Raw genomic sequence first — 21,343 nt, 5'->3', positions numbered from 1 at the left:
GTAGCAGATGGCTAAGCAACCAGGATTAGATTTTCAAAGTGCTAAAGGCGGAGTTGGTGAACTGAAGCGCAGACTTTTGTTTGTTATCGGTGCGCTAATTGTTTTCCGTATTGGCTCTTTTATCCCAATTCCTGGTATTGATGCCACTGTGCTTGCCAAATTGCTTGAACAGCAGCGAGGCACCATCATTGAAATGTTTAACATGTTCTCTGGTGGTGCTCTCAGCCGTGCTTCTATCTTTGCACTGGGTATTATGCCGTATATTTCAGCGTCGATTATTATCCAGTTGCTGACGGTGGTTCATCCCGCGTTGGCTGAAATAAAGAAAGAAGGGGAAGCTGGCCGTCGTAAGATTAGCCAGTATACCCGTTACGGCACCTTGGTATTGGCTATATTTCAGTCGATCGGTATTGCTACCGGTTTGCCGAATATGCCTGGAATGCAAGACTTGGTAATAAATCCAGGTTTTGCTTTCTACTTTACCGCTGTTGTGAGCCTGGTTACTGGGACAATGTTCCTGATGTGGCTGGGAGAACAGATTACGGAACGTGGTATCGGTAACGGTATCTCGATCATAATCTTCGCTGGTATTGTTGCGGGACTACCGCCGGCCATTGGCCATACTATCGAGCAAGCTCGGCAAGGCGACCTGCACTTCCTCCTGTTGCTGTTGGTTGCAGTTTTAGTGTTTGCAGTAACCTTCTTCGTTGTTTTCGTTGAGCGTGGTCAACGTCGTATCGTCGTTAACTATGCAAAACGTCAACAGGGGCGTCGTGTTTATGCAGCACAGAGTACGCATTTACCGCTGAAAGTGAACATGGCTGGGGTTATCCCTGCAATTTTCGCCTCCAGTATTATTCTGTTCCCAGCTACGATTGCATCTTGGTTTGGGGGCGGTACCGGTTGGAACTGGCTGACAACTATTTCGCTGTATTTGCAGCCCGGACAACCGCTTTATGTGTTACTCTATGCGTCTGCAATCATCTTCTTCTGTTTCTTCTACACTGCGTTGGTTTTCAACCCACGCGAAACAGCAGATAACCTGAAGAAGTCCGGTGCATTCGTGCCAGGAATTCGTCCGGGAGAGCAAACGGCGAAATATATCGATAAAGTGATGACTCGCCTGACTCTGATTGGTGCGATGTATATTACTTTTATCTGCCTGATCCCGGAGTTTATGCGTGACGCAATGAAAGTACCTTTCTATTTCGGAGGTACATCTTTATTGATCGTTGTTGTCGTCATCATGGACTTTATGGCTCAAGTGCAAACTCTGATGATGTCGAGTCAATATGAGTCTGCATTGAAGAAAGCAAACCTGAAAGGCTATAACCGTTAATTAGGTGAGCTTGAGAAGTTACGGAGAGTAAAAATGAAAGTTCGTGCTTCCGTCAAGAAATTATGTCGTAACTGTAAGATTGTTAAGCGTAACGGTGTCGTTCGTGTGATCTGCAGTGCCGAGCCGAAGCATAAACAGCGTCAAGGCTGATTATCTCGCATATTTTTCTTGCAAAGTTGGATTGAGCTGGCTAGATTAGCCAGCCAATCTTTTGTATGTAGCTGCAACATTATTTGAGTATCCTGAAAACGGGCTTTTCAGAATGGTGTTGCTGTATAAAATTGTAGGAGTGCATAGTGGCCCGTATAGCAGGCATTAACATTCCTGATCATAAACATACCGTTATTGCGTTAACGTCGATTTTCGGTATCGGTAAAACCCGGTCGCAGGCTATTTGTGCTGCAACAGGGATTGCCGAAGATGTTAAGATCAGTGAGCTGTCTGAAGAGCAAATCGATAAGCTGCGTGACGAAGTTGCCAAGTTTGTTGTAGAAGGTGATCTGCGTCGTGAAGTTACCCTGAGCATCAAGCGTCTTATGGACCTTGGTACTTATCGTGGTTTGCGTCATCGTCGTGGTCTGCCGGTTCGCGGTCAGCGTACCAAGACTAACGCCCGTACCCGTAAGGGTCCGCGCAAACCGATCAAGAAATAATCGGGGTGATTGAATAATGGCAAAGGCACCTATTCGTGCACGTAAGCGTGTCAGAAAGCAAGTCTCTGACGGTGTGGCTCATATCCATGCTTCTTTCAACAACACCATCGTAACCATTACTGATCGTCAGGGTAATGCGCTGGGTTGGGCAACTGCCGGTGGTTCCGGCTTCCGTGGTTCTCGTAAATCTACGCCGTTCGCTGCTCAGGTAGCTGCAGAACGTTGCGCAGAGGCCGTGAAAGAGTACGGTATTAAGAACCTGGAAGTTATGGTTAAAGGACCTGGTCCGGGCCGTGAGTCTACTATCCGCGCGTTGAACGCGGCTGGTTTCCGCATCACTAATATTACTGATGTGACTCCGATCCCTCATAACGGTTGTCGTCCGCCGAAAAAGCGCCGCGTATAACGCCGCTTTTAGGATTGTTGGAGAAAGAAAATGGCAAGATATTTGGGTCCTAAGCTCAAGCTGAGCCGTCGTGAAGGCACCGACCTGTTTCTGAAGTCTGGTGTTCGTGCGATCGATTCCAAGTGTAAAATTGAACAAGCTCCTGGCCAGCACGGTGCGCGTAAACCGCGTCTGTCTGACTATGGTGTACAGTTGCGTGAAAAGCAAAAAGTTCGCCGTATCTACGGTGTTCTGGAGCGTCAGTTCCGTAACTATTATAAAGAAGCTGCACGTCTTAAAGGCAACACAGGTGCAAACCTGCTGCAACTGCTGGAAGGTCGTCTGGATAACGTTGTTTATCGTATGGGTTTTGGTGCCACTCGTGCTGAAGCACGTCAGATGGTAAGCCACAAAGCTATTATGGTAAATGGTCGCGTTGTTAGCATCGCTTCTTATCAGGTATCCCCGAATGACGTAGTCAGCATCCGTGAGAAAGCGAAAAAGCAATCTCGCGTGAAAGCCGCTCTGGAGCTGGCTGAACAGCGTGAAAAGCCAACTTGGCTGGAAGTTGATGCTGCCAAGATGGAAGGTGTGTTCAAACGTATTCCTGAACGTACCGATCTGTCTGCGGACATTAATGAACACCTGATCGTCGAGCTTTACTCCAAGTAAAGCTTAGTACCAAAGAGAGGACACAATGCAGGGTTCTGTGACAGAGTTTCTAAAACCGCGCCTGGTTGATATCGAGCAAGTGAGTTCGACGCACGCCAAGGTGACCCTTGAGCCATTAGAGCGGGGCTTCGGCCATACTCTTGGCAACGCACTGCGCCGTATTCTGCTTTCATCCATGCCAGGTTGCGCGGTGACCGAGGTTGAGATTGATGGTGTACTGCATGAGTACAGCACCAAAGAAGGCGTACAGGAAGATATCCTGGAAATCCTGCTCAACCTGAAAGGGCTGGCGGTGAGAGTTCAAGGCAAAGATGAAGTTATTCTTACCCTGAATAAATCTGGCATTGGCCCTGTGACTGCAGCCGACATTATCCATGATGGTGATGTCGAAATCGTCAAGCCGCAGCACTTAATTTGCAACCTGACTGATGAAAACGCATCTATTAGCATGCGTATCAAAGTTCAACGTGGTCGTGGTTATGTGCCGGCATCTGCCCGTATTCATACGGAAGAAGATGAGCGCCCGATCGGTCGTCTGTTAGTTGATGCTTGCTACAGCCCTGTAGAACGTATTGCCTACAATGTTGAAGCAGCTCGTGTTGAACAGCGTACTGATCTGGACAAGCTAGTCATCGAAATGGAAACCAATGGCACGATCGATCCTGAAGAGGCGATCCGCCGTGCGGCTACCATTCTGGCTGAACAACTTGAAGCTTTTGTTGACTTACGTGATGTTCGTCAGCCAGAAGTGAAAGAAGAGAAACCAGAATTCGATCCGATTTTGCTGCGCCCTGTTGACGATCTGGAATTGACTGTCCGCTCTGCTAACTGCCTTAAGGCAGAAGCTATCCACTACATCGGTGATCTGGTACAGCGTACCGAGGTTGAGCTGCTTAAAACGCCGAACCTGGGTAAAAAATCTCTTACTGAGATTAAAGATGTACTGGCTTCCCGTGGTTTGTCTCTGGGCATGCGCTTGGAAAACTGGCCACCGGCAAGCATTGCTGATGAGTAACCAGATCACAGGTTAAGGTTTTACTGAGAAGGATAAGGTCATGCGCCATCGTAAGAGTGGTCGTCAACTGAACCGTAACAGCAGCCATCGCCAGGCTATGTTCCGTAACATGGCTAGTTCTTTGGTTCGTCATGAAATCATCAAGACGACCCTGCCGAAAGCGAAAGAGCTGCGTCGCGTTGTTGAACCGCTGATTACTCTTGCCAAGACCGACAGCGTTGCTAATCGTCGTCTGGCATTCGCCCGTACTCGTGATAACGAGATCGTGGCAAAACTGTTTAATGAACTGGGCCCGCGTTTCGCGAGCCGTGCCGGTGGTTACACTCGTATTCTGAAGTGTGGTTTCCGTGCTGGTGACAATGCGCCGATGGCATACATCGAGCTCGTTGATCGCTCAGTTTCTCAGACAGAAGAAGTGGCTACTGCAGAGTAATCTGTAAGAGCGTAAAAAAGCCGGGGAAACCCGGTTTTTTTATATCTGAAATAAGTCATGCTTTTGCATAAATATACATGGTAAGCAACTATCTGTGTCTGAGTGAACTGAAAAATACACTCCACCTGTTCTCATCTACCCATTTCGACTATATACTCTGCACGTTTTATTGATGCACATACTAACCCGAGTTCCTTAGGAGTAATGATGACCACATACCGTCATAAACGCGGGAAAATACAGGATAACGCCATTGAGGCATTGCTACATGACCCACTGTTTCGTCAACGAATTGAAGTGAATGAAAAAGGGAAAGGAAGTTATCGTAGGAAAGAGAAGCACATGAAGAAAGGTAATTGGGAGGCCAGTGGTAAGCAATCAAATGATTATTTACCACTGGCCTTTCTACTTTCTGTGTAACGATACTGAGTCTAAGTAGAAACTTAATTCTTACTGTCTAGTTTGTTGTTCTTTTAGTAAGTCGCGAATTTCAGCTAGTAGCTTCTCTTCTGCACTCGGTTTTGGTAGGGCGGCAGGAGTATCTTCCTGTTTACGGCGCATTTTATTCATAAGCTTGATAGCTATAAAAATCGCAAAAGCGACGATGATAAAGTCGAAAATATTCTGGATGAAAGCGCCATAATTCATGACAACGGCAGGAATTTCGCCTTGTGCATCACGGAGAATAAGGCTGAATTGTTTAAAATCGACACCACCAATCAAAAGCCCAAGTGGCGGCATAATAATATCTGATACCAGAGAAGAGACGATTTTGCCAAAAGCTGCACCAATAATGACACCCACCGCCAAATCGACAACGTTGCCACGCATGGCAAACTCTCTGAATTCTTTGATGATGCTCATATCTGTTCTCCTTGCCAAAATTTATAAATTAATTCTAACCACTAGCCGTATCTTTGCCAGATTATCGATGGGCAATAAATCTGTTCCCACGTTATAAAAAGAAGGGACTTGGTTGAAATAGACGTTCAACATCAGGCACAAATTTCTTGTCGGCCAAGAACATGATGACATGATCACCTTGTTCAATTTTGCTATTTGCGTTGGCAATGATGACGTCATCACCGCGAACGATAGCACCGATGGTTGTACCGGGTGGAAGCTTAATATCTTCGATCATTCTGCCGACAACTTTCGATGTGCCCTCATCTCCATGGGCGATGGCCTCGATTGCTTCGGCGACACCACGACGTAAAGAGGATACGCTAACAATATCCGCCTTGCGGACGTGGCTGAGTAGCGCAGAAATTGTTGCCTGCTGTGGGGATATTGCGACATCGATAACGCTACCCTGAACCAGATCGACATAAGCCCGACGTTGGATCAGTACCATGACTTTTTTCGCGCCCATGCGTTTAGCCAGCATAGCTGACATAATGTTCGCTTCGTCATCGTTGGTAATGGCGATGAATACATCGATCTGCTCGATATGCTCTTCGGCGAGGAGTTCTTGATCTGAAGCATCGCCATGGAATACGACCGTATTTTGCAGAAGCTCAGCCAGTTCCACAGCTCGGTCTGCATTTCGTTCTATCAACTTAATGCTGTAGTCTTTTTCTAACCGCTGCGCTAATCCTGCACCGACGTTACCGCCACCAACGATCATTATCCTTTTATATGGTTTTTCAAGGCGCTGCAGCTCACTCATCACCGCACGAATATGCTGTGAAGCGGCGACAAAAAACACTTCATCTCCAGCTTCGATAATGGTGGAACCCTGTGGGCGAATTGGGCGATCGTGACGAAAAATAGCCGCAACGCGGGTATCTACGTGAGGAATGTGTTCACGGAGGGAAGTGAGGGCATTACCCACCAGTGGGCCGCCATAGTAGGCATTAACTGCCGCAAGACTCACTTTACCTTCAGCGAAGTTGACGACCTGAAGTGCTCCAGGATATTCGATCAGTTTGTAAATGTTATCGATCACTAACTGCTCTGGAGAAATTAAGTGATCGATGGGAACCGCTTCTGGTAAAAACAGCTGTTCTGATTCACGTATGTATTCAGTTGCACGAATGCGCGCAATCCGGTTTGGTGTTTTGAAAAGCGAGTACGCGATCTGGCAGGCTACCATATTCGTTTCATCTGAATTGGTAACAGCAACCAGCATATCGGCATCTTCCGCTCCTGCTTCACGCAGCACTCGTGGGTGAGAGGCATAGCCTGTAACGACACGTAGATCAAATTTATCTTGAAGCTGGCGTAACCGATTTGCATCAGTATCAACAACAGTGATGTCATTGTTTTCGCCTGCAAGGTTTTCTGCCAGTGTTCCGCCGACCTGACCTGCGCCAAGAATGATAATTTTCATAATAAGCCATGCCATTTATTAATTGCTGTTTGTTGCAGACAATACTGGGTTCAATATTAATTTTTTACCAGCTTCGCATAAAAGAAACCATCACCACCATCTGCATTGGGAAGCATCTGTATACCCGGCATTTCTCTTGTTCCTGTATCGACAAGCGTTGCATCGGTGTGGCGAGTCAGGAAATCAGCAACTTGTTGGGTATTTTCTTGCGGCAGAATAGAGCAGGTAGCATAGACCATCGTGCCGCCTATTTTGAGATGTGGCCAGATGGCATCAAGAATTTCTTTTTGCAATGCCACTAGCTCATCGATGTCTCTGTCTCGGCGCAACCACTTAATATCAGGATGACGGCGAATCACACCAGTGGCCGAGCAAGGGGCATCTAACAGAATGCGATCAAATACACGTCCTTCACACCATGAATCGGGGTAACGTCCATCACCTTGTTTTACGTCGGCATGCATTTGTAGCCGCAGTAAATTTTCTTTTACCCGGCCTAAACGGGTTTCATCTACATCGACAGCGAGTACATGAGACTTTGGTGCCGCTTCTAAAATGTGTGTTGTTTTTCCTCCGGGTGCAGCGCAGAGATCGAGGATCTGTTCACCATCTTGTGGATCGAGCCAATAGACGCAGTCTTGAGCAGATGCATCTTGTACCGTTGCCCACCCTTGCGAAAATCCTGGCAATTGATCGACCGCACAGGGAGAGGCAAGTCGTATTGCATCGCTGTATTCAACATGAGGAAATGCCTCGATTCCCTCTTGTACTAACAAGTCTAAATATGCTTCGCGTGTATGGTGTAACCGATTCACTCGTAGCCACATCGGAGGACGTTGATTATTCGCCTCAACGATATTTTGCCAGTGATTTGGATAGGCACGTTCAATGCGCGCCAGTAGCCAGCTTGGGTGCAGGTAGTGAGATGAGTGCGTCGCCTCACGTTGAATCAGTTCTTCCTGCTGACGCTGGAATTGGCGTAATACGCCATTAATCAGCCCCTTGAGTTGCGGTTTTTTTAACGCCACAGCACCTTCTACTGTTTCAGCCAGTGCTGCATGTGGCGGGATTCGCGTATATTGCAGTTGGTAGATGCCGACCATAATGAGGTAATGCAATGTGCGTTGTTTGCCCGTTAGGGGTTTGGCCATCAGTTGTTGAATACACCATTCCAACTGCGGTAAAACGCGTAATACGCCGAAGCAAAGCTCTTGCAAAAGTGCGCGATCTTTATCGGAGACTTCACGCTGATGAACAGGTAATAAGGTACTGAGAGATTGTCCCTGATCCAGAACCTGCCCCACCACTTTTGCGGCAATACTGCGTAGATTGTATGAGCTTTTCATGTGTTAGCGATGACGTATACGTAAAAGAGAGAGGATATACCGGCATGGCGCCGGTATGAAAAATAGACTAGTCCAGTGTATTACCGGGAACAAACCACTCACGACGTGAGTTAAGCAGATCCTGCGCACCCATGACTTTTTTGCCTGAGGGCTGCAATTCCTGAATATTCAAGATGCCATCTGCTGTTGCTACCTGAATGCCCTGCTTGTCTGCCTGTATAATTGTGCCAGGCTGTGAAGCATGTGCTTTGGCGATGACCTCAGCTTTCCAGACTTTCACTGGCTGTTCATCGACGATGAAATAGCTGACTGGCCAAGGATTAAAAGCACGAATACAGCGCTCAAGCTGCTCAGCAGATAACTGCCAGTTTAGACGAGCTTCTTCTTTGCTGAGCTTTTCTGCATAGGTTGCAAGGGCATCATTTTGTGCTTCAGAAACAGTGCTGCCATGAGAAAGCTGTTCCAGCGTTTCCAATAAGCCACGTGGGCCCAGCTCCGCAAGTTTATCGTACAAGGTTGCGCTGGTATCCTGTGGCAGGATGGGGCACGACATTTTGTGCAGCATTGCACCAGTATCGAGTCCAACGTCCATCTGCATGATCGTCACGCCGGTTTCACTATCTCCAGCCCACAATGCCCGCTGAATGGGTGCTGCACCACGCCAAAGAGGTAACAGAGAACCGTGGACATTAATGCAGCCAAGACGAGGCATGGATAATACGGGCTGCGGCAGAATTAAGCCGTAGGCGACAACGACCATAACATCGGCATTTAACGCCTGAACCATCGCTTGATTTTCTTCCGTCCGCAGAGATTTAGGCTGGAAAACGGGGAGGCTATACTGCTCTGCCAGTACTTTTACTGGACTGGGAGTGAGCTTGTTGCCCCTGCCTGCTGGACGATCGGGCTGGGTGAAAACGCCAACGACTTCATGGCCCGATGATAAAAGCGCGTCGAGGTGACGCGCGGCAAAGTCAGGGGTTCCGGCAAAGATGATGCGTAAAGAATCAGACACGGTGCTTCCTGTCAGGATGAAAATTATCGGGCTCGACTATTCTGCTTAGCCAGTTTTTCCAGTTTTTGACGAATGCGCTGGCGTTTAAGCGGGGAAAGGTAATCGATAAACAGTTTCCCAACCAGATGGTCCATTTCGTGCTGAATACAAATGGCGAGTAGCTCGCTTGCTTCAAGTTCGAACGCCTTACCTTCACGATCCAATGCGCGCACTTTCACATGCTCTGCACGAGGAACCAGCGCACGCGTTTCAGGGATCGACAGACAACCCTCTTCGATGCCAGTATCGCCGCTCTTTTCAATCAGCTCGGGATTGATCAGCACCAGTCGTTGGTCTCGTTCTTCAGAGACGTCAATAACAATAATACGTTGATGAATATCGACTTGTGTCGCTGCCAGGCCAATACCTTCTTCTTCGTACATGGTATCGAACATATCATCCACGATACGTTGAATATCTGCATTGACTTCTTTTACGGGCTGCGCAGTGATGCGGAGCCGATCGTCTGGAAAATGTAATACCTGCAAAACTGACATATATGTTTAGATCTGTATCTGAATAGTGAGAGAGTCTTAACGCTCATTCTAGACATTTCCTGCCCCGATTGACAGCATCAGCACTGAATTGCAGCACTTATCTGAACAGAGCTGAGTAAGGGGCGCCGATGCTATCAACGGAAATCTGGCTACGTATGACGGGCGTACGGCACCTAGGGGCCAGGCGTGCTCAGGCGATTGTCAGAAAGCTTATTGATTTAAATACGTTCGATAATGAGACTTTGAGTGCGTTAGGTCTTTCTGATGCTCAAATTGCCCAATTCTGTTCCTATGATCTTAAGATTATAGAAGAAACTCTCAACTGGTTGTCTCATCCCAATAATCACATCGTGACATGCGAAGATGCCCTGTATCCCTTTCTGTTGAGCAATATTCGTGATTTTCCGTTGTTGCTTTTTGTCTCTGGTTCTCCTCAGTTGCTGGCATCACCACAAATATCAATTATTGGTAGCCGAGGGAGCAGTGCTTACGGTGAGCGTTGGGGATACTTTTTCGCCCAGGAGCTTGCTGCGAATGAACTCACAGTGACAAGTGGGCTAGCGATTGGCATTGATGGTATTGCCCATCGGGCCGCTTTGGATGCCGGAGGCAGAACCATTGCCGTGCTGGGAAGCGGACTGGAGAATATTTATCCCAAGCGGCACGCTAAGCTTGCCGAACGTATTTGTGGCGGTGGTGGCGCGCTGGTTTCCGAATTTCCTCTCGCGATGCCGCCTTTCCCAACCAACTTTCCCAGAAGAAACCGTATTATCAGTGGGCTAGGGCTGGGGGTTCTGGTCATTGAAGCGTCTATCCGCAGTGGGTCGTTAGTCACTGCGCGTTATGCTTTGGAGCAAGGACGGGAAGTTTTTGCTTTGCCAGGGCCGCTTGGTAACCCGATGACTGAGGGGACACACTGGTTAATCCAGCAAGGGGCAAGCCTAGTTACACATCCGAAAGATATTCTTGAACAGTTGGTGAGTGAATTGCAGTGGTTGCCGATGCAAAGCGGGCAAACTATTTCTAACGAAGAAGAGGATGGCGAATTGCCATTTGCCGACGTGTTGGCTAACGTAGGAGATGAGGTTACACCTGTTGACGTTGTCGCTGAACGTGCCGGCCAACCTGTGCCAGAGATAGTCACTAAGCTATTGGAGCTGGAGTTAGCAGGATGGATCGCAGCAGTACCCGGCGGCTATGTCCGATTAAGGAGGGCAAGCCATGTTCGACGTACTCATGTACTTGTTTGAGAGCTACATCCACAATGAAACTGAAATGGGTGTCGATCAGGATACGTTAACTGATGACCTCACTCGCGCTGGATTCCATCGTAACGATATCTATAGCGCGTTGAGTTGGCTGGAAAAACTGGCCGATATTCAGGAAGGGCAGACCGCGCCGCTTTATTTAGCGAACGATCCTCTGGCTATGCGGATCTATACGCAGGATGAGGCGCTGCGTCTTGATGCAGAATGTCGTGGCTTTTTATTGTTCCTTGAGCAAATTCAGGTTCTGAACCTTGAAACGCGGGAAATGATTATTGAACGCATCATGGCGTTGGAAACGCAGGAATTTTATCTGGAAGATCTGAAGTGGGTCATTCTCATGGTGCTTTTCAATGTACCTGGTTGTGAGAATGCTTATCAGCAAATGGAAGAATTACTCTTTGAGGTCAATGACGGTTATGTGCAATAGCCAGAGGAATAATAGTTCGAATGGCTAAGTCTGCACTGTTTGCTGAAAAAAAACAGGAAATGTGTCCAGACTGTGGGTCAGTGCTGGTTATCCGTTCTGGTCGGCACGGCCCATTTCTTGGCTGTTCTGCATATCCAGAATGTGAGTTCATTCGCCCGCTGAAAGCACAGGCTGATGGACATATCGTCAAAGTGTTAGATGGGCAGCAATGTCCGCTTTGTCAGTCGATCTTGGTCTTACGGCAAGGTCGTTATGGGATGTTTATCGGCTGTGGCAATTACCCTGAATGCCATCATACCGAGACTATCGATCGCCCTGATGATACGGCGATTCGATGTCCACAGTGTAATGAAGGCACGCTGTTACAGCGTAAATCTCGCTACGGCAAGGTGTTTCATTCTTGCGATCGCTATCCCGATTGCCACTTTACGTTAAACTATAAGCCGATAGCGGGTGAATGCCCTTATTGCCATTACGCTTTATTATTTGAGAAAAAAACGGCACAAGGTATCAAGCTATTTTGTGCCAGTAAATTATGTGGAAAACCGATAGCGGTAGAAGTTGATAAGAATGAGTGATGTGTCTGATGAACGAATGATTCCCGTTTTGCGGAAGTTACATAACGAGCAGGTTATTGCGTACCCGACTGAAGCGGTATTTGGGTTGGGATGCGATCCTGATAGTGAAGTGGCGGTTAATCGCCTGCTGGCGTTAAAACAACGCCCTTGGCAAAAAGGGTTGATCCTGATTGCGGCAGATTTTAGCCAACTGGCTCCTTATATTGATGACAGTGCGTTATCCGATGAGCAGAAAGCCGTGATGTTTTCCACATGGCCAGGTCCGGTTACTTGGGTATTGCCAGCAAAACGCACGACTCCGCAGTGGTTAACGGGCCAATTTTCTTCGCTTGCGGTGCGTGTTAGCGATCATCCGTTAGTCAAAGAACTGTGCCTGCGCTACGGTAAACCGTTGGTATCGACCAGTGCCAATTTAAGTGGTCAACCGCCTTGCCGCACGGCTCAGGAAGTGTCTCTACAGTTTGGTGATGATTTTCCTATGCTGGTTGGGGATGTCGGCGGAAGAATGAACCCATCAGAAATCAGGGATGTATTAACAGGCGAGCTTATTCGTCAGGGGTAACGACAAGTTGGAGAGGAACGTGTCTGAAGTAACGTCTTTTGCGGTTTTTGGCAACCCGATTGCGCATAGTAAATCACCTCGCATACATGAGCTATTTGCTGCACAGACGGGGATAACGTTGACGTACCAGCGCGTGTTGGCGCCTCTGGATAATTTTGAGCAGATGCTGCGCCAGTATTTTCGTGATGGTGCTGGTGGGGCGAATGTGACAGCGCCCTTTAAAGAGCGTGCCTTTGCTGAAGCCGATGAGTGTAGCGAGTGTGCCGCGCTTGCGGGTGCGGTCAATACATTGAAGAGATTGAGTGACGGCCGCCTGTTTGGTGATAATACCGATGGCATCGGTTTGCTCAGCGATCTGCAACGATTGGCGCTGGTGAAGCCGTTGGATCGTGTTTTGCTGGTTGGTGCGGGTGGCGCAGCGCGGGGTGTTATCCAACCCCTGCTGGCTTACGGCTGTACAGTTGTGCTGACGAATAGGACCTTTTCCAAGGCCGATGCCTTAGCTAAGATCTTCCGTGATATTGGTGATATTAACGCTGTTGCTCTCGATGATTTACAAGGTCAATCGTTCGATCTGATCATCAACGCCACATCTTCTGGTATGTACGACAGCGTTCCTAACTTACCGACAGAACTCATTTCGCCGGAAACGTGCTGTTATGACATGTTTTACCTGCCGCAGCTGACACCATTTTTGTCATGGTGCGTACAGCATGGTGCCTTCCATTATGCAGATGGTTTGGGAATGCTGGTGGGGCAAGCGGCACATGCGTTTAAACTTTGGCATGGTGTCATGCCGGATGTGGAACCCGTGATTGCTTTACTAAAGCAGGATGTTGCTAAATGAATCAGGCGATCCAGTTTCCCGATCGTGAAAGCTGGGATGATAAGGTAATGGCAATCCGCTTTCCCGTTTTAGTGAATGGTTTTCAGCAGGAGTGTTTAGTGAGTGCTGAGCTGCTCCAGCAACGTTATGGCGGTGATAGCCCTGAACGGTGGCTGGCACTGTTCAGGGAATATCGATGGGATCTTGAAGATGAACTGGAACAAATGATCGTTGTGGAAGAATGGGATGATGAAGGTTGTTACTCGTTGTCCTGAGCAAGGTATTCATCTTTCCAGCGAACATAGTTGTTTGCCGAGTAAATCAACCCTTCTATTTCTTCTTGTGTGAGTGGCCGAATTTTTTTGATTGGGCTGCCGAGGTATAGATGTCCCTTCTCTAGCCGTTTTCCTGGGGGGACTAAGCTACCAGCGCCAATCATGACATCATCTTCAACAATTGCTCCATCCAGAAGTATTGATCCCATCCCGACCAGAACCCGATTTCCTATTTGGCAACCGTGCAGCATCGCTTTATGGCCTACCGTGACGTCTTCACCAATAATAAGCGGATTACCTTCTGGTTTTTTCTCTGAGCAATGGGTGACATGAAGTACAGAACCGTCCTGAACATTACTCCTTGCACCAACAGTAATGTAGTTAACGTCACCGCGTATGGCGACAAGGGGCCAGATGCTGACATCATCGCCTAGTGTTACCTTGCCAATCACCACGCTGGAATGATCGACCATGACTCTTTCGCCTAAAACGGGAGAAATACCGTTATAACGACGGAATGTTTTTGTACTCATCGATAACCTCGTAGTTATTTAGCATATGTAGTTATTTGCCACATACTGATGATTCGTTTTAGACAAAATATCGACAGATATGGGATGTCGGCAACTGAAAAGTGGTGTGGATCGAGTAAGATCTCATCGAAAGGGTCGAAAAACACGCGAACAGAAAAAAAGATCAATAAAGTTGTTGTGTAACGAAAACGGATCCCTATAATGCGCCTCCATCGACACGGCGCTGTGAACACACAACTGGGTCGATAAAGAAAGAGAAAACGCTTTAAAATAAGCATTGACTCTGAAGGTGAGAAGCGTAATATACGCCACCTCGCGAAGTGGTTAAGGCCGCAACGCACTGCTCTTTAACAATATAATCAGACAATCTGTGTGGGCACTCACAAGACCGTATCTTAACGATATAAAAAAGTCTTGAAGAGTGAACAACAGTAAATTCATTACGAATAAACAGTTACTAATTCTTTGAGCATCGCTGACGAGTTCAGCAAATCAAACAAATCTTAAATTGAAGAGTTTGATCATGGCTCAGATTGAACGCTGGCGGCAGGCCTAACACATGCAAGTCGAGCGGTAGCACAGGAGAGCTTGCTCTCTGGGTGACGAGCGGCGGACGGGTGAGTAATGTCTGGGAAACTGCCTGATGGAGGGGGATAACTACTGGAAACGGTAGCTAATACCGCATAACGTCTTCGGACCAAAGAGGGGGACCTTAGGGCCTCTCGCCATCGGATGTGCCCAGATGGGATTAGCTAGTAGGTGAGGTAATGGCTCACCTAGGCGACGATCCCTAGCTGGTCTGAGAGGATGACCAGCCACACTGGAACTGAGACACGGTCCAGACTCCTACGGGAGGCAGCAGTGGGGAATATTGCACAATGGGCGCAAGCCTGATGCAGCCATGCCGCGTGTGTGAAGAAGGCCTTCGGGTTGTAAAGCACTTTCAGCGGGGAGGAAGGCGATGAGGTTAATAACCTTATCGATTGACGTTACCCGCAGAAGAAGCACCGGCTAACTCCGTGCCAGCAGCCGCGGTAATACGGAGGGTGCAAGCGTTAATCGGAATGACTGGGCGTAAAGCGCACGCAGGCGGTCTGTTAAGTTGGATGTGAAATCCCCGGGCTTAACCTGGGAACTGCATTCAAAACTGACAGGCTAGAGTCTTGTAGAGGGGGGTAGAATTCCAGGTGTAGCGGTGAAATGCGTAGAGATCTGGAGGAATACCGGTGGCGAAGGCGGCCCCCTGGACAAAGACTGACGCTCAGGTGCGAAAGCGTGGGGAGCAAACAGGATTAGATACCCTGGTAGTCCACGCTGTAAACGATGTCGATTTGGAGGTTGTGCCCTTGAGGCGTGGCTTCCGGAGCTAACGCGTTAAATCGACCGCCTGGGGAGTACGGCCGCAAGGTTAAAACTCAAATGAATTGACGGGGGCCCGCACAAGCGGTGGAGCATGTGGTTTAATTCGATGCAACGCGAAGAACCTTACCTACTCTTGACATCCAGAGAACTTAGCAGAGATGCTTTGGTGCCTTCGGGAACTCTGAGACAGGTGCTGCATGGCTGTCGTCAGCTCGTGTTGTGAAATGTTGGGTTAAGTCCCGCAACGAGCGCAACCCTTATCCTTTGTTGCCAGCGATTCGGTCGGGAACTCAAAGGAGACTGCCGGTGATAAACCGGAGGAAGGTGGGGATGACGTCAAGTCATCATGGCCCTTACGAGTAGGGCTACACACGTGCTACAATGGCGTATACAAAGAGAAGCGACCTCGCGAGAGCAAGCGGACCTCATAAAGTACGTCGTAGTCCGGATTGGAGTCTGCAACTCGACTCCATGAAGTCGGAATCGCTAGTAATCGTAGATCAGAATGCTACGGTGAATACGTTCCCGGGCCTTGTACACACCGCCCGTCACACCATGGGAGTGGGTTGCAAAAGAAGTAGGTAGCTTAACCTTCGGGAGGGCGCTTACCACTTTGTGATTCATGACTGGGGTGAAGTCGTAACAAGGTAACCGTAGGGGAACCTGCGGTTGGATCACCTCCTTACCAAGAAGATGTGCGTTAAGTGAAGTGCTCACACAGATTGTCTGATGAAAATACTGAGCAAGCGCACCTGTTGATGCGATGAGTGTAAACTCATGCTGACGCGAGCGTACCAGGTTTATGACCTGGTGCGGATTTTTCGTGTCCCCATCGTCTAGAGGCCTAGGACACTGCCCTTTCACGGCTGTAACAGGGGTTCGAATCCCCTTGGGGACGCCAATCCGATAATGAGTGAAAGACATTATCATGAATATCTTAAAGATGATTCTTCGGAGTCATGTTTACGATATTGCTCTTTAACAATCTGGAACAAGCTGAAAATTGAAACATGACAGCTGAACATGCATGACAGCCTTCGGGTGTGTCGTGGTGAGTCAGTCTGTCAATGAGTCTCTCAAATAATCGCAGCGCGACAGTGACTTTGATTTATCAAAGACATCTTCGGGTTGTGAGGTTAAGCGACTAAGCGTACACGGTGGATGCCTAGGCAGTCAGAGGCGATGAAGGGCGTGCTAATCTGCGATAAGCGTCGGTAAGCTGATATGAAGCGTTATACCCGACGATACCCGAATGGGGAAACCCAGTGTGTTTCGACACACTATCATTATGTGAATACATAGCATAATGAGGCGAACCGGGGGAACTGAAACATCTCAGTACCCCGAGGAAAAGAAATCAACCGAGATTCCCCCAGTAGCGGCGAGCGAACGGGGAGGAGCCCAGAACCTGAATCAGTTTGTGTGTTAGTGGAAGCGTCTGGAAAGTCGCACAGTAAAGGGTGATAGTCCCGTACACAAAAATGCACAAGGTGTGAGTTCGATGAGTAGGGCGGGACACGTGACATCCTGTCTGAATATGGGGGGACCATCCTCCAAGGCTAAATACTCCTGACTGACCGATAGTGAACCAGTACCGTGAGGGAAAGGCGAAAAGAACCCCGGCGAGGGGAGTGAAATAGAACCTGAAACCGTGTACGTACAAGCAGTGGGAGCCTACTCGTTAGGTGACTGCGTACCTTTTGTATAATGGGTCAGCGACTTATATTCTGTAGCAAGGTTAACCGAATAGGGGAGCCGCAGGGAAACCGAGTCTTAACTGGGCGTTAAGTTGCAGGGTATAGACCCGAAACCCGGTGATCTAGCCATGGGCAGGTTGAAGGTTGGGTAACACTAACTGGAGGACCGAACCGACTAATGTTGAAAAATTAGCGGATGACTTGTGGCTGGGGGTGAAAGGCCAATCAAACCGGGAGATAGCTGGTTCTCCCCGAAAGCTATTTAGGTAGCGCCTCGTGAACTCATCTTCGGGGGTAGAGCACTGTTTCGGCTAGGGGGTCATCCCGACTTACCAACCCGATGCAAACTCCGAATACCGAAGAATGTTATCACGGGAGACACACGGCGGGTGCTAACGTTCGTCGTGAAGAGGGAAACAACCCAGACCGCCAGCTAAGGTCCCAAAGTCATGGTTAAGTGGGAAACGATGTGGGAAGGCATAGACAGCCAGGATGTTGGCTTAGAAGCAGCCATCATTTAAAGAAAGCGTAATAGCTCACTGGTCGAGTCGGCCTGCGCGGAAGATGTAACGGGGCTAAACCATGCACCGAAGCTGCGGCAGCGACACTTAGGTGTTGTTGGGTAGGGGAGCGTTCTGTAAGCCGTCGAAGGTGGCCTGTGAGGGCTGCTGGAGGTATCAGAAGTGCGAATGCTGACATAAGTAACGATAATGCGGGTGAAAAACCCGCACGCCGGAAGACCAAGGGTTCCTGTCCAACGTTAATCGGGGCAGGGTGAGTCGACCCCTAAGGCGAGGCTGAAAAGCGTAGTCGATGGGAAACAGGTTAATATTCCTGTACTCGGTGTTACTGCGAAGGGGGGACGGAGAAAGCTAGGTTATCCGGGCGACGGTTGTCCCGGTTTAAGCGTGAAGGTGGATGACCTTGGTAAATCCGGGTCGTCATTAACACTGAGGCGTGATGACGAGTCACTACGGTGATGAAGTAACCGATGCTACGCTTCCAGGAAAAGCCTCTAAGCTCCAGGTAACATCAAATCGTACCCCAAACCGACACAGGTGGTCAGGTAGAGAATACTCAGGCGCTTGAGAGAACTCGGGTGAAGGAACTAGGCAAAATGGTGCCGTAACTTCGGGAGAAGGCACGCTGATGGTAAGTGAAGTGACGTGCTCACGGAGCTGAAATCAGTCGAAGATACCAGCTGGCTGCAACTGTTTAATAAAAACACAGCACTGTGCAAACACGAAAGTGGACGTATACGGTGTGACGCCTGCCCGGTGCCGGAAGGTTAATTGATGGGGTCAGCCGCAAGGCGAAGCTCTTGATCGAAGCCCCGGTAAACGGCGGCCGTAACTATAACGGTCCTAAGGTAGCGAAATTCCTTGTCGGGTAAGTTCCGACCTGCACGAATGGCGTAATGATGGCCAGGCTGTCTCCACCCGAGACTCAGTGAAATTGAACTCGCTGTGAAGATGCAGTGTACCCGCGGCAAGACGGAAAGACCCCGTGAACCTTTACTATAGCTTGACACTGAACCTTGAGCCTTGATGTGTAGGATAGGTGGGAGGCTTTGAAGCGTGGACGCCAGTCTGCGTGGAGCCGACCTTGAAATACCACCCTTTAATGTTTGATGTTCTAACGTGGGCCCGTAATCCGGGTTGCGGACAGTGTCTGGTGGGTAGTTTGACTGGGGCGGTCTCCTCCCAAAGCGTAACGGAGGAGCACGAAGGTTAGCTAATCCTGGTCGGACATCAGGAGGTTAGTGCAAAGGCATAAGCTAGCTTGACTGCGAGAGTGACAGCTCGAGCAGGTGCGAAAGCAGGTCTTAGTGATCCGGTGGTTCTGAATGGAAGGGCCATCGCTCAACGGATAAAAGGTACTCCGGGGATAACAGGCTGATACCGCCCAAGAGTTCATATCGACGGCGGTGTTTGGCACCTCGATGTCGGCTCATCACATCCTGGGGCTGAAGTAGGTCCCAAGGGTATGGCTGTTCGCCATTTAAAGTGGTACGCGAGCTGGGTTTAGAACGTCGTGAGACAGTTCGGTCCCTATCTGCCGTGGGCGTTGGAAGATTGAGAGGGGTTGCTCCTAGTACGAGAGGACCGGAGTGAACGCACCACTGGTGTTCGGGTTGTGATGCCAATTGCATTGCCCGGTAGCTAAGTGCGGAAGAGATAACCGCTGAAAGCATCTAAGCGGGAAACTTGCCTCGAGATGAGTCTTCCCTGGGCACTAGATGCCCCTGAAGGGCCGTTGAAGACGACGACGTAGATAGGCTGGGTGTGTAAGCGTAGCGATACGTTGAGCTAACCAGTACTAATGACCCGAGAGGCTTAACCTTACAACACCGAAGGTGTTTTAAAGACTCATAGAGAACGATATTCAGCTTGTTCAGAGATTGGTTCTGGTGGTTACGGAGATGACAAAGAGAAAGTCATGTAAAGTAACGGCTGGAATGAAACAGAATTTGCCTGGCGGCGATAGCGCGGTGGTCCCACCTGACCCCATGCCGAACTCAGAAGTGAAACGCCGTAGCGCCGATGGTAGTGTGGGGCTTCCCCATGTGAGAGTAGGGAACTGCCAGGCATCAAATAAAACAAAAGGCTCAGTCGAAAGACTGGGCCTTTTGTTTTATCTGTTGTTTGTCGGTGAGGGCTCTCTGGAGTAGGACAAATCCGCCGGGAGCGGATTTGCACGTTGCGGAGCAACGGCCCGGAGGGTGGCGGGCAGGACGCCCGCCATAAACTGCCAGGCATCAAATAAGCGAAAGCCCCTGTCGAAAGACAGGGGCTTTTTGCTTATGTACTCTTATCCTGAGTGATTCTGACGCACTTGAACGTATTCGGCAGAAGTAGTACTGATAGTGCATACTTGGTCTCGTGAAACATTTTCACCTTATGCGTTGAGCGCTCGACATTAGTACGAAAACTCGTTATCTTCGGGCATCTGGATGTCTAAACGTTTAAACGTATGCTTTGAGGATATAAGGTTATGCCAATTCGGGTTCCTGATGAGTTACCAGCCGTCAATTTTCTGCGGAATGAGAATGTCTTTGTGATGACGTCCTCGCGTGCTAAAACGCAGGAAATTCGGCCCCTCAAAGTGTTGGTTCTGAACCTGATGCCTAAAAAGATCGAGACTGAAAACCAGTTTCTGCGCCTGTTATCCAATTCCCCCTTACAGATCGATATCCAGTTGCTGCGTATCGATAGTCGTGAATCAAAGAATACGCCGGCTGAGCATTTGAATAACTTCTACTGCGATTTCGACGACATCCAAAACGAAAATTTTGATGGCCTGATTGTGACCGGCGCACCGCTGGGATTGGTCGATTTCTGCGATGTTGTTTATTGGCCACAGATCGCACGCGTCATCGAGTGGGCAAAAGAGCATGTTACCTCCACATTATTCGTGTGTTGGGCTGTGCAGGCTGCTCTCAATATCCTCTACGGTATTCCCAAGATGACGCGCAAGGAAAAGCTATCTGGTGTTTATTCACATCAAACGTTGCAACCTCATGCGTTGTTGACTCGTGGCTTTGATGAAACGTTCCTGGCACCACATTCACGCTATGCAGATTTCCCTGCTGATGTCATTCGTCAGCAGACGGATTTAGAGATTCTGGTTGAGTCAGAGCAGGCCGGAGCCTATCTGTTTGCCAGCAAAGATAAGCGTCTGGCATTTGTTACCGGACACCCAGAGTATGATGTCTCGACGCTAGCGGGCGAATTTTTCCGTGATTGCGACGCTGGATTGGATCCGGCCGTTCCGGTGAATTATTTCCCCGATGACAACCCTGAACTGGCACCGAAAGCGAGCTGGCGTAGCCATGGTCATCTGCTTTTTGTTAACTGGCTGAATTACTATGTTTACCAGATTACGCCTTACGATTTACGCCGGATGAACCCTACGTTGGACTAACCCATTCCCCTTCTTTTCGCTAAGGCACCTTTTGAGGTGCCTTTCTTTTTTGTGCTGAACTCTTTCATTTCTGTTTCTTAGTGAAAGTTATTTCTCTTCCTTTTTGATTTTAATTTTCATTTTTATCATGAGGTTATTTTTACTTTTTTATTAAAATGGAAATTG

General features: G+C 48.7%; 21 protein-coding genes, 1 tRNA gene and 3 rRNA genes. 19 read left to right on the top strand and 6 right to left on the bottom strand.

Features of this window, described 5'->3' with window-relative positions; translation table 11 throughout:
* Positions 1 to 7 precede the first annotated feature (7 nt).
* The 8 genes from secY (at position 8) to IG609_RS17940 (ending at position 4,917) form a co-directional block, all read left to right on the top strand.
* On the top strand, positions 8 to 1,339 hold the full coding sequence (gene secY / locus IG609_RS17975) for a preprotein translocase subunit SecY (RefSeq protein ID WP_010286083.1): 1,332 nt from the start codon (positions 8 to 10) through the stop codon (positions 1,337 to 1,339).
* Between the two features lie 33 nt (positions 1,340 to 1,372).
* Positions 1,373 to 1,489: a 50S ribosomal protein L36 gene (gene rpmJ, locus IG609_RS17970; RefSeq protein ID WP_002227352.1), complete on the top strand. Its 117-nt coding sequence runs from the start codon at positions 1,373 to 1,375 to the stop codon at positions 1,487 to 1,489.
* A gap of 146 nt (positions 1,490 to 1,635) precedes the next feature.
* Positions 1,636 to 1,992 carry a 30S ribosomal protein S13 gene (rpsM, locus tag IG609_RS17965; RefSeq protein ID WP_010286058.1) on the top strand — a complete coding sequence of 119 codons (357 nt, stop codon included), beginning with the start codon at positions 1,636 to 1,638 and terminating at the stop codon, positions 1,990 to 1,992.
* A gap of 16 nt (positions 1,993 to 2,008) precedes the next feature.
* Positions 2,009 to 2,398 carry a 30S ribosomal protein S11 gene (gene rpsK / locus IG609_RS17960; RefSeq protein ID WP_002919257.1) on the top strand — a complete coding sequence of 130 codons (390 nt, stop codon included), beginning with the start codon at positions 2,009 to 2,011 and terminating at the stop codon, positions 2,396 to 2,398.
* A 30-nt stretch (positions 2,399 to 2,428) separates the two neighbouring features.
* Complete coding sequence (gene rpsD / locus IG609_RS17955) at positions 2,429 to 3,049, top strand: 30S ribosomal protein S4 (RefSeq protein WP_010286047.1); 621 nt, start codon at positions 2,429 to 2,431, stop codon at positions 3,047 to 3,049.
* A gap of 25 nt (positions 3,050 to 3,074) precedes the next feature.
* Positions 3,075 to 4,064: a DNA-directed RNA polymerase subunit alpha gene (locus IG609_RS17950; RefSeq protein ID WP_102119298.1), complete on the top strand. Its 990-nt coding sequence runs from the start codon at positions 3,075 to 3,077 to the stop codon at positions 4,062 to 4,064.
* 40 nt (positions 4,065 to 4,104) lie between these two features.
* Entirely contained in the window at positions 4,105 to 4,497 is a 393-nt protein-coding gene (rplQ, locus tag IG609_RS17945) for a 50S ribosomal protein L17 (protein WP_005970246.1), read from the top strand.
* Between the two features lie 207 nt (positions 4,498 to 4,704).
* Entirely contained in the window at positions 4,705 to 4,917 is a 213-nt protein-coding gene (locus IG609_RS17940) for an alternative ribosome-rescue factor A (RefSeq protein WP_193399544.1), read from the top strand.
* Between the two features lie 30 nt (positions 4,918 to 4,947).
* Here the strand turns inward: IG609_RS17940 and mscL are convergent, their stop codons facing one another.
* The 5 genes from mscL to def all read right to left on the bottom strand — a co-directional run bounded on the left by mscL (position 4,948) and on the right by def (position 9,726).
* Positions 4,948 to 5,361, bottom strand: a complete 414-nt coding sequence (gene mscL, locus IG609_RS17935) for a large-conductance mechanosensitive channel protein MscL (RefSeq protein ID WP_180785764.1) — start codon at positions 5,359 to 5,361, stop codon at positions 4,948 to 4,950.
* A 91-nt stretch (positions 5,362 to 5,452) separates the two neighbouring features.
* The gene (gene trkA, locus IG609_RS17930; protein WP_193399545.1) at positions 5,453 to 6,829 is read right to left on the bottom strand and encodes a Trk system potassium transporter TrkA; all 1,377 of its coding nucleotides are present in this window, start codon (positions 6,827 to 6,829) and stop codon (positions 5,453 to 5,455) included.
* Positions 6,830 to 6,885: 56 nt separating this feature from the next.
* Complete coding sequence (gene rsmB / locus IG609_RS17925; RefSeq protein WP_193399543.1) at positions 6,886 to 8,175, bottom strand: 16S rRNA (cytosine(967)-C(5))-methyltransferase RsmB; 1,290 nt, start codon at positions 8,173 to 8,175, stop codon at positions 6,886 to 6,888.
* Between the two features lie 67 nt (positions 8,176 to 8,242).
* Complete coding sequence (gene fmt, locus IG609_RS17920) at positions 8,243 to 9,190, bottom strand: methionyl-tRNA formyltransferase (RefSeq protein WP_193399542.1); 948 nt, start codon at positions 9,188 to 9,190, stop codon at positions 8,243 to 8,245.
* A 23-nt stretch (positions 9,191 to 9,213) separates the two neighbouring features.
* Complete coding sequence (gene def, locus IG609_RS17915; protein ID WP_193399541.1) at positions 9,214 to 9,726, bottom strand: peptide deformylase; 513 nt, start codon at positions 9,724 to 9,726, stop codon at positions 9,214 to 9,216.
* Positions 9,727 to 9,854: 128 nt separating this feature from the next.
* Here def and dprA point away from each other — a divergent pair, with 128 nt between their 5' ends.
* From dprA to IG609_RS17885, 6 genes are read left to right on the top strand one after another with little or no spacing between them, the layout of a single operon-like run.
* Complete coding sequence (gene dprA, locus IG609_RS17910; RefSeq protein WP_193399540.1) at positions 9,855 to 10,976, top strand: DNA-protecting protein DprA; 1,122 nt, start codon at positions 9,855 to 9,857, stop codon at positions 10,974 to 10,976.
* Entirely contained in the window at positions 10,948 to 11,421 is a 474-nt protein-coding gene (locus IG609_RS17905; protein ID WP_193399539.1) for a DUF494 family protein, read from the top strand. The genes dprA and IG609_RS17905 overlap by 29 nt, the downstream gene beginning before the upstream one ends.
* Positions 11,422 to 11,441: 20 nt before the next feature.
* Positions 11,442 to 11,999 carry a DNA topoisomerase family protein gene (locus IG609_RS17900; RefSeq protein WP_193399538.1) on the top strand — a complete coding sequence of 186 codons (558 nt, stop codon included), beginning with the start codon at positions 11,442 to 11,444 and terminating at the stop codon, positions 11,997 to 11,999.
* Positions 11,992 to 12,561: an L-threonylcarbamoyladenylate synthase type 1 TsaC gene (gene tsaC / locus IG609_RS17895; RefSeq protein WP_193399537.1), complete on the top strand. Its 570-nt coding sequence runs from the start codon at positions 11,992 to 11,994 to the stop codon at positions 12,559 to 12,561. The genes IG609_RS17900 and tsaC overlap by 8 nt, the downstream gene beginning before the upstream one ends.
* A 19-nt stretch (positions 12,562 to 12,580) precedes the next feature.
* Positions 12,581 to 13,408: a shikimate dehydrogenase gene (gene aroE, locus IG609_RS17890; RefSeq protein ID WP_193399536.1), complete on the top strand. Its 828-nt coding sequence runs from the start codon at positions 12,581 to 12,583 to the stop codon at positions 13,406 to 13,408.
* Positions 13,405 to 13,662 (top strand): DUF1488 family protein, encoded by a 258-nt coding sequence (locus IG609_RS17885; RefSeq protein ID WP_039466504.1) that lies wholly within the window; start codon positions 13,405 to 13,407, stop codon positions 13,660 to 13,662. Before aroE ends, IG609_RS17885 begins: the two co-directional genes overlap by 4 nt.
* Here IG609_RS17885 and IG609_RS17880 read toward each other — a convergent pair.
* Positions 13,647 to 14,195, bottom strand: coding sequence for a gamma carbonic anhydrase family protein (locus tag IG609_RS17880; protein ID WP_193399535.1), 549 nt, complete (start codon positions 14,193 to 14,195; stop codon positions 13,647 to 13,649). The genes IG609_RS17885 and IG609_RS17880 overlap by 16 nt on opposite strands.
* A gap of 505 nt (positions 14,196 to 14,700) precedes the next feature.
* On the opposite strand from IG609_RS17880, the gene IG609_RS17875 reads away from it, so the two are divergent.
* The 5 genes from IG609_RS17875 (at position 14,701) to metA (ending at position 21,178) form a co-directional block, all read left to right on the top strand.
* Positions 14,701 to 16,242: ribosomal RNA gene (locus IG609_RS17875) — 16S ribosomal RNA — on the top strand.
* A 140-nt stretch (positions 16,243 to 16,382) separates the two neighbouring features.
* A tRNA-Glu gene (locus IG609_RS17870) sits at positions 16,383 to 16,458 on the top strand.
* A 233-nt stretch (positions 16,459 to 16,691) separates the two neighbouring features.
* Positions 16,692 to 19,598, top strand: a 23S ribosomal RNA gene (locus tag IG609_RS17865).
* A gap of 129 nt (positions 19,599 to 19,727) precedes the next feature.
* A 5S ribosomal RNA gene (gene rrf, locus IG609_RS17860) occupies positions 19,728 to 19,843 on the top strand.
* The 16S, 23S and 5S rRNA genes sit together here with 1 tRNA gene alongside, the layout of an rRNA operon.
* A gap of 405 nt (positions 19,844 to 20,248) precedes the next feature.
* On the top strand, positions 20,249 to 21,178 hold the full coding sequence (gene metA / locus IG609_RS17855; RefSeq protein ID WP_104213266.1) for a homoserine O-acetyltransferase MetA: 930 nt from the start codon (positions 20,249 to 20,251) through the stop codon (positions 21,176 to 21,178).
* Positions 21,179 to 21,343 lie beyond the last annotated feature (165 nt).

It is taken from the genome of Pectobacterium quasiaquaticum, assembly GCF_014946775.2.
Lineage (GTDB): Bacteria > Pseudomonadota > Gammaproteobacteria > Enterobacterales > Enterobacteriaceae > Pectobacterium > Pectobacterium aquaticum.
Note: the sequence above shows the minus strand (reverse complement) of the source record. Positions and strands in the feature narration are given on the sequence as shown.

Coding starts and splice junctions, on each gene's coding strand:
- secY (WP_010286083.1), top strand. CDS start 8: ATGGCTAAGCAACCAGGATTAGATTTTCAAAGTGCTAAAGGCGGAGTT.
- rpmJ (WP_002227352.1), top strand. CDS start 1,373: ATGAAAGTTCGTGCTTCCGTCAAGAAATTATGTCGTAACTGTAAGATT.
- rpsK (WP_002919257.1), top strand. CDS start 2,009: ATGGCAAAGGCACCTATTCGTGCACGTAAGCGTGTCAGAAAGCAAGTC.
- rpsD (WP_010286047.1), top strand. CDS start 2,429: ATGGCAAGATATTTGGGTCCTAAGCTCAAGCTGAGCCGTCGTGAAGGC.
- IG609_RS17950 (WP_102119298.1), top strand. CDS start 3,075: ATGCAGGGTTCTGTGACAGAGTTTCTAAAACCGCGCCTGGTTGATATC.
- rplQ (WP_005970246.1), top strand. CDS start 4,105: ATGCGCCATCGTAAGAGTGGTCGTCAACTGAACCGTAACAGCAGCCAT.
- IG609_RS17940 (WP_193399544.1), top strand. CDS start 4,705: ATGACCACATACCGTCATAAACGCGGGAAAATACAGGATAACGCCATT.
- mscL (WP_180785764.1), bottom strand. CDS start 5,361: ATGAGCATCATCAAAGAATTCAGAGAGTTTGCCATGCGTGGCAACGTT.
- trkA (WP_193399545.1), bottom strand. CDS start 6,829: ATGAAAATTATCATTCTTGGCGCAGGTCAGGTCGGCGGAACACTGGCA.
- rsmB (WP_193399543.1), bottom strand. CDS start 8,175: ATGAAAAGCTCATACAATCTACGCAGTATTGCCGCAAAAGTGGTGGGG.
- def (WP_193399541.1), bottom strand. CDS start 9,726: ATGTCAGTTTTGCAGGTATTACATTTTCCAGACGATCGGCTCCGCATC.
- dprA (WP_193399540.1), top strand. CDS start 9,855: ATGCTATCAACGGAAATCTGGCTACGTATGACGGGCGTACGGCACCTA.
- IG609_RS17905 (WP_193399539.1), top strand. CDS start 10,948: ATGTTCGACGTACTCATGTACTTGTTTGAGAGCTACATCCACAATGAA.
- IG609_RS17900 (WP_193399538.1), top strand. CDS start 11,442: ATGGCTAAGTCTGCACTGTTTGCTGAAAAAAAACAGGAAATGTGTCCA.
- tsaC (WP_193399537.1), top strand. CDS start 11,992: ATGAGTGATGTGTCTGATGAACGAATGATTCCCGTTTTGCGGAAGTTA.
- IG609_RS17885 (WP_039466504.1), top strand. CDS start 13,405: ATGAATCAGGCGATCCAGTTTCCCGATCGTGAAAGCTGGGATGATAAG.
- IG609_RS17880 (WP_193399535.1), bottom strand. CDS start 14,195: ATGAGTACAAAAACATTCCGTCGTTATAACGGTATTTCTCCCGTTTTA.
- metA (WP_104213266.1), top strand. CDS start 20,249: ATGCCAATTCGGGTTCCTGATGAGTTACCAGCCGTCAATTTTCTGCGG.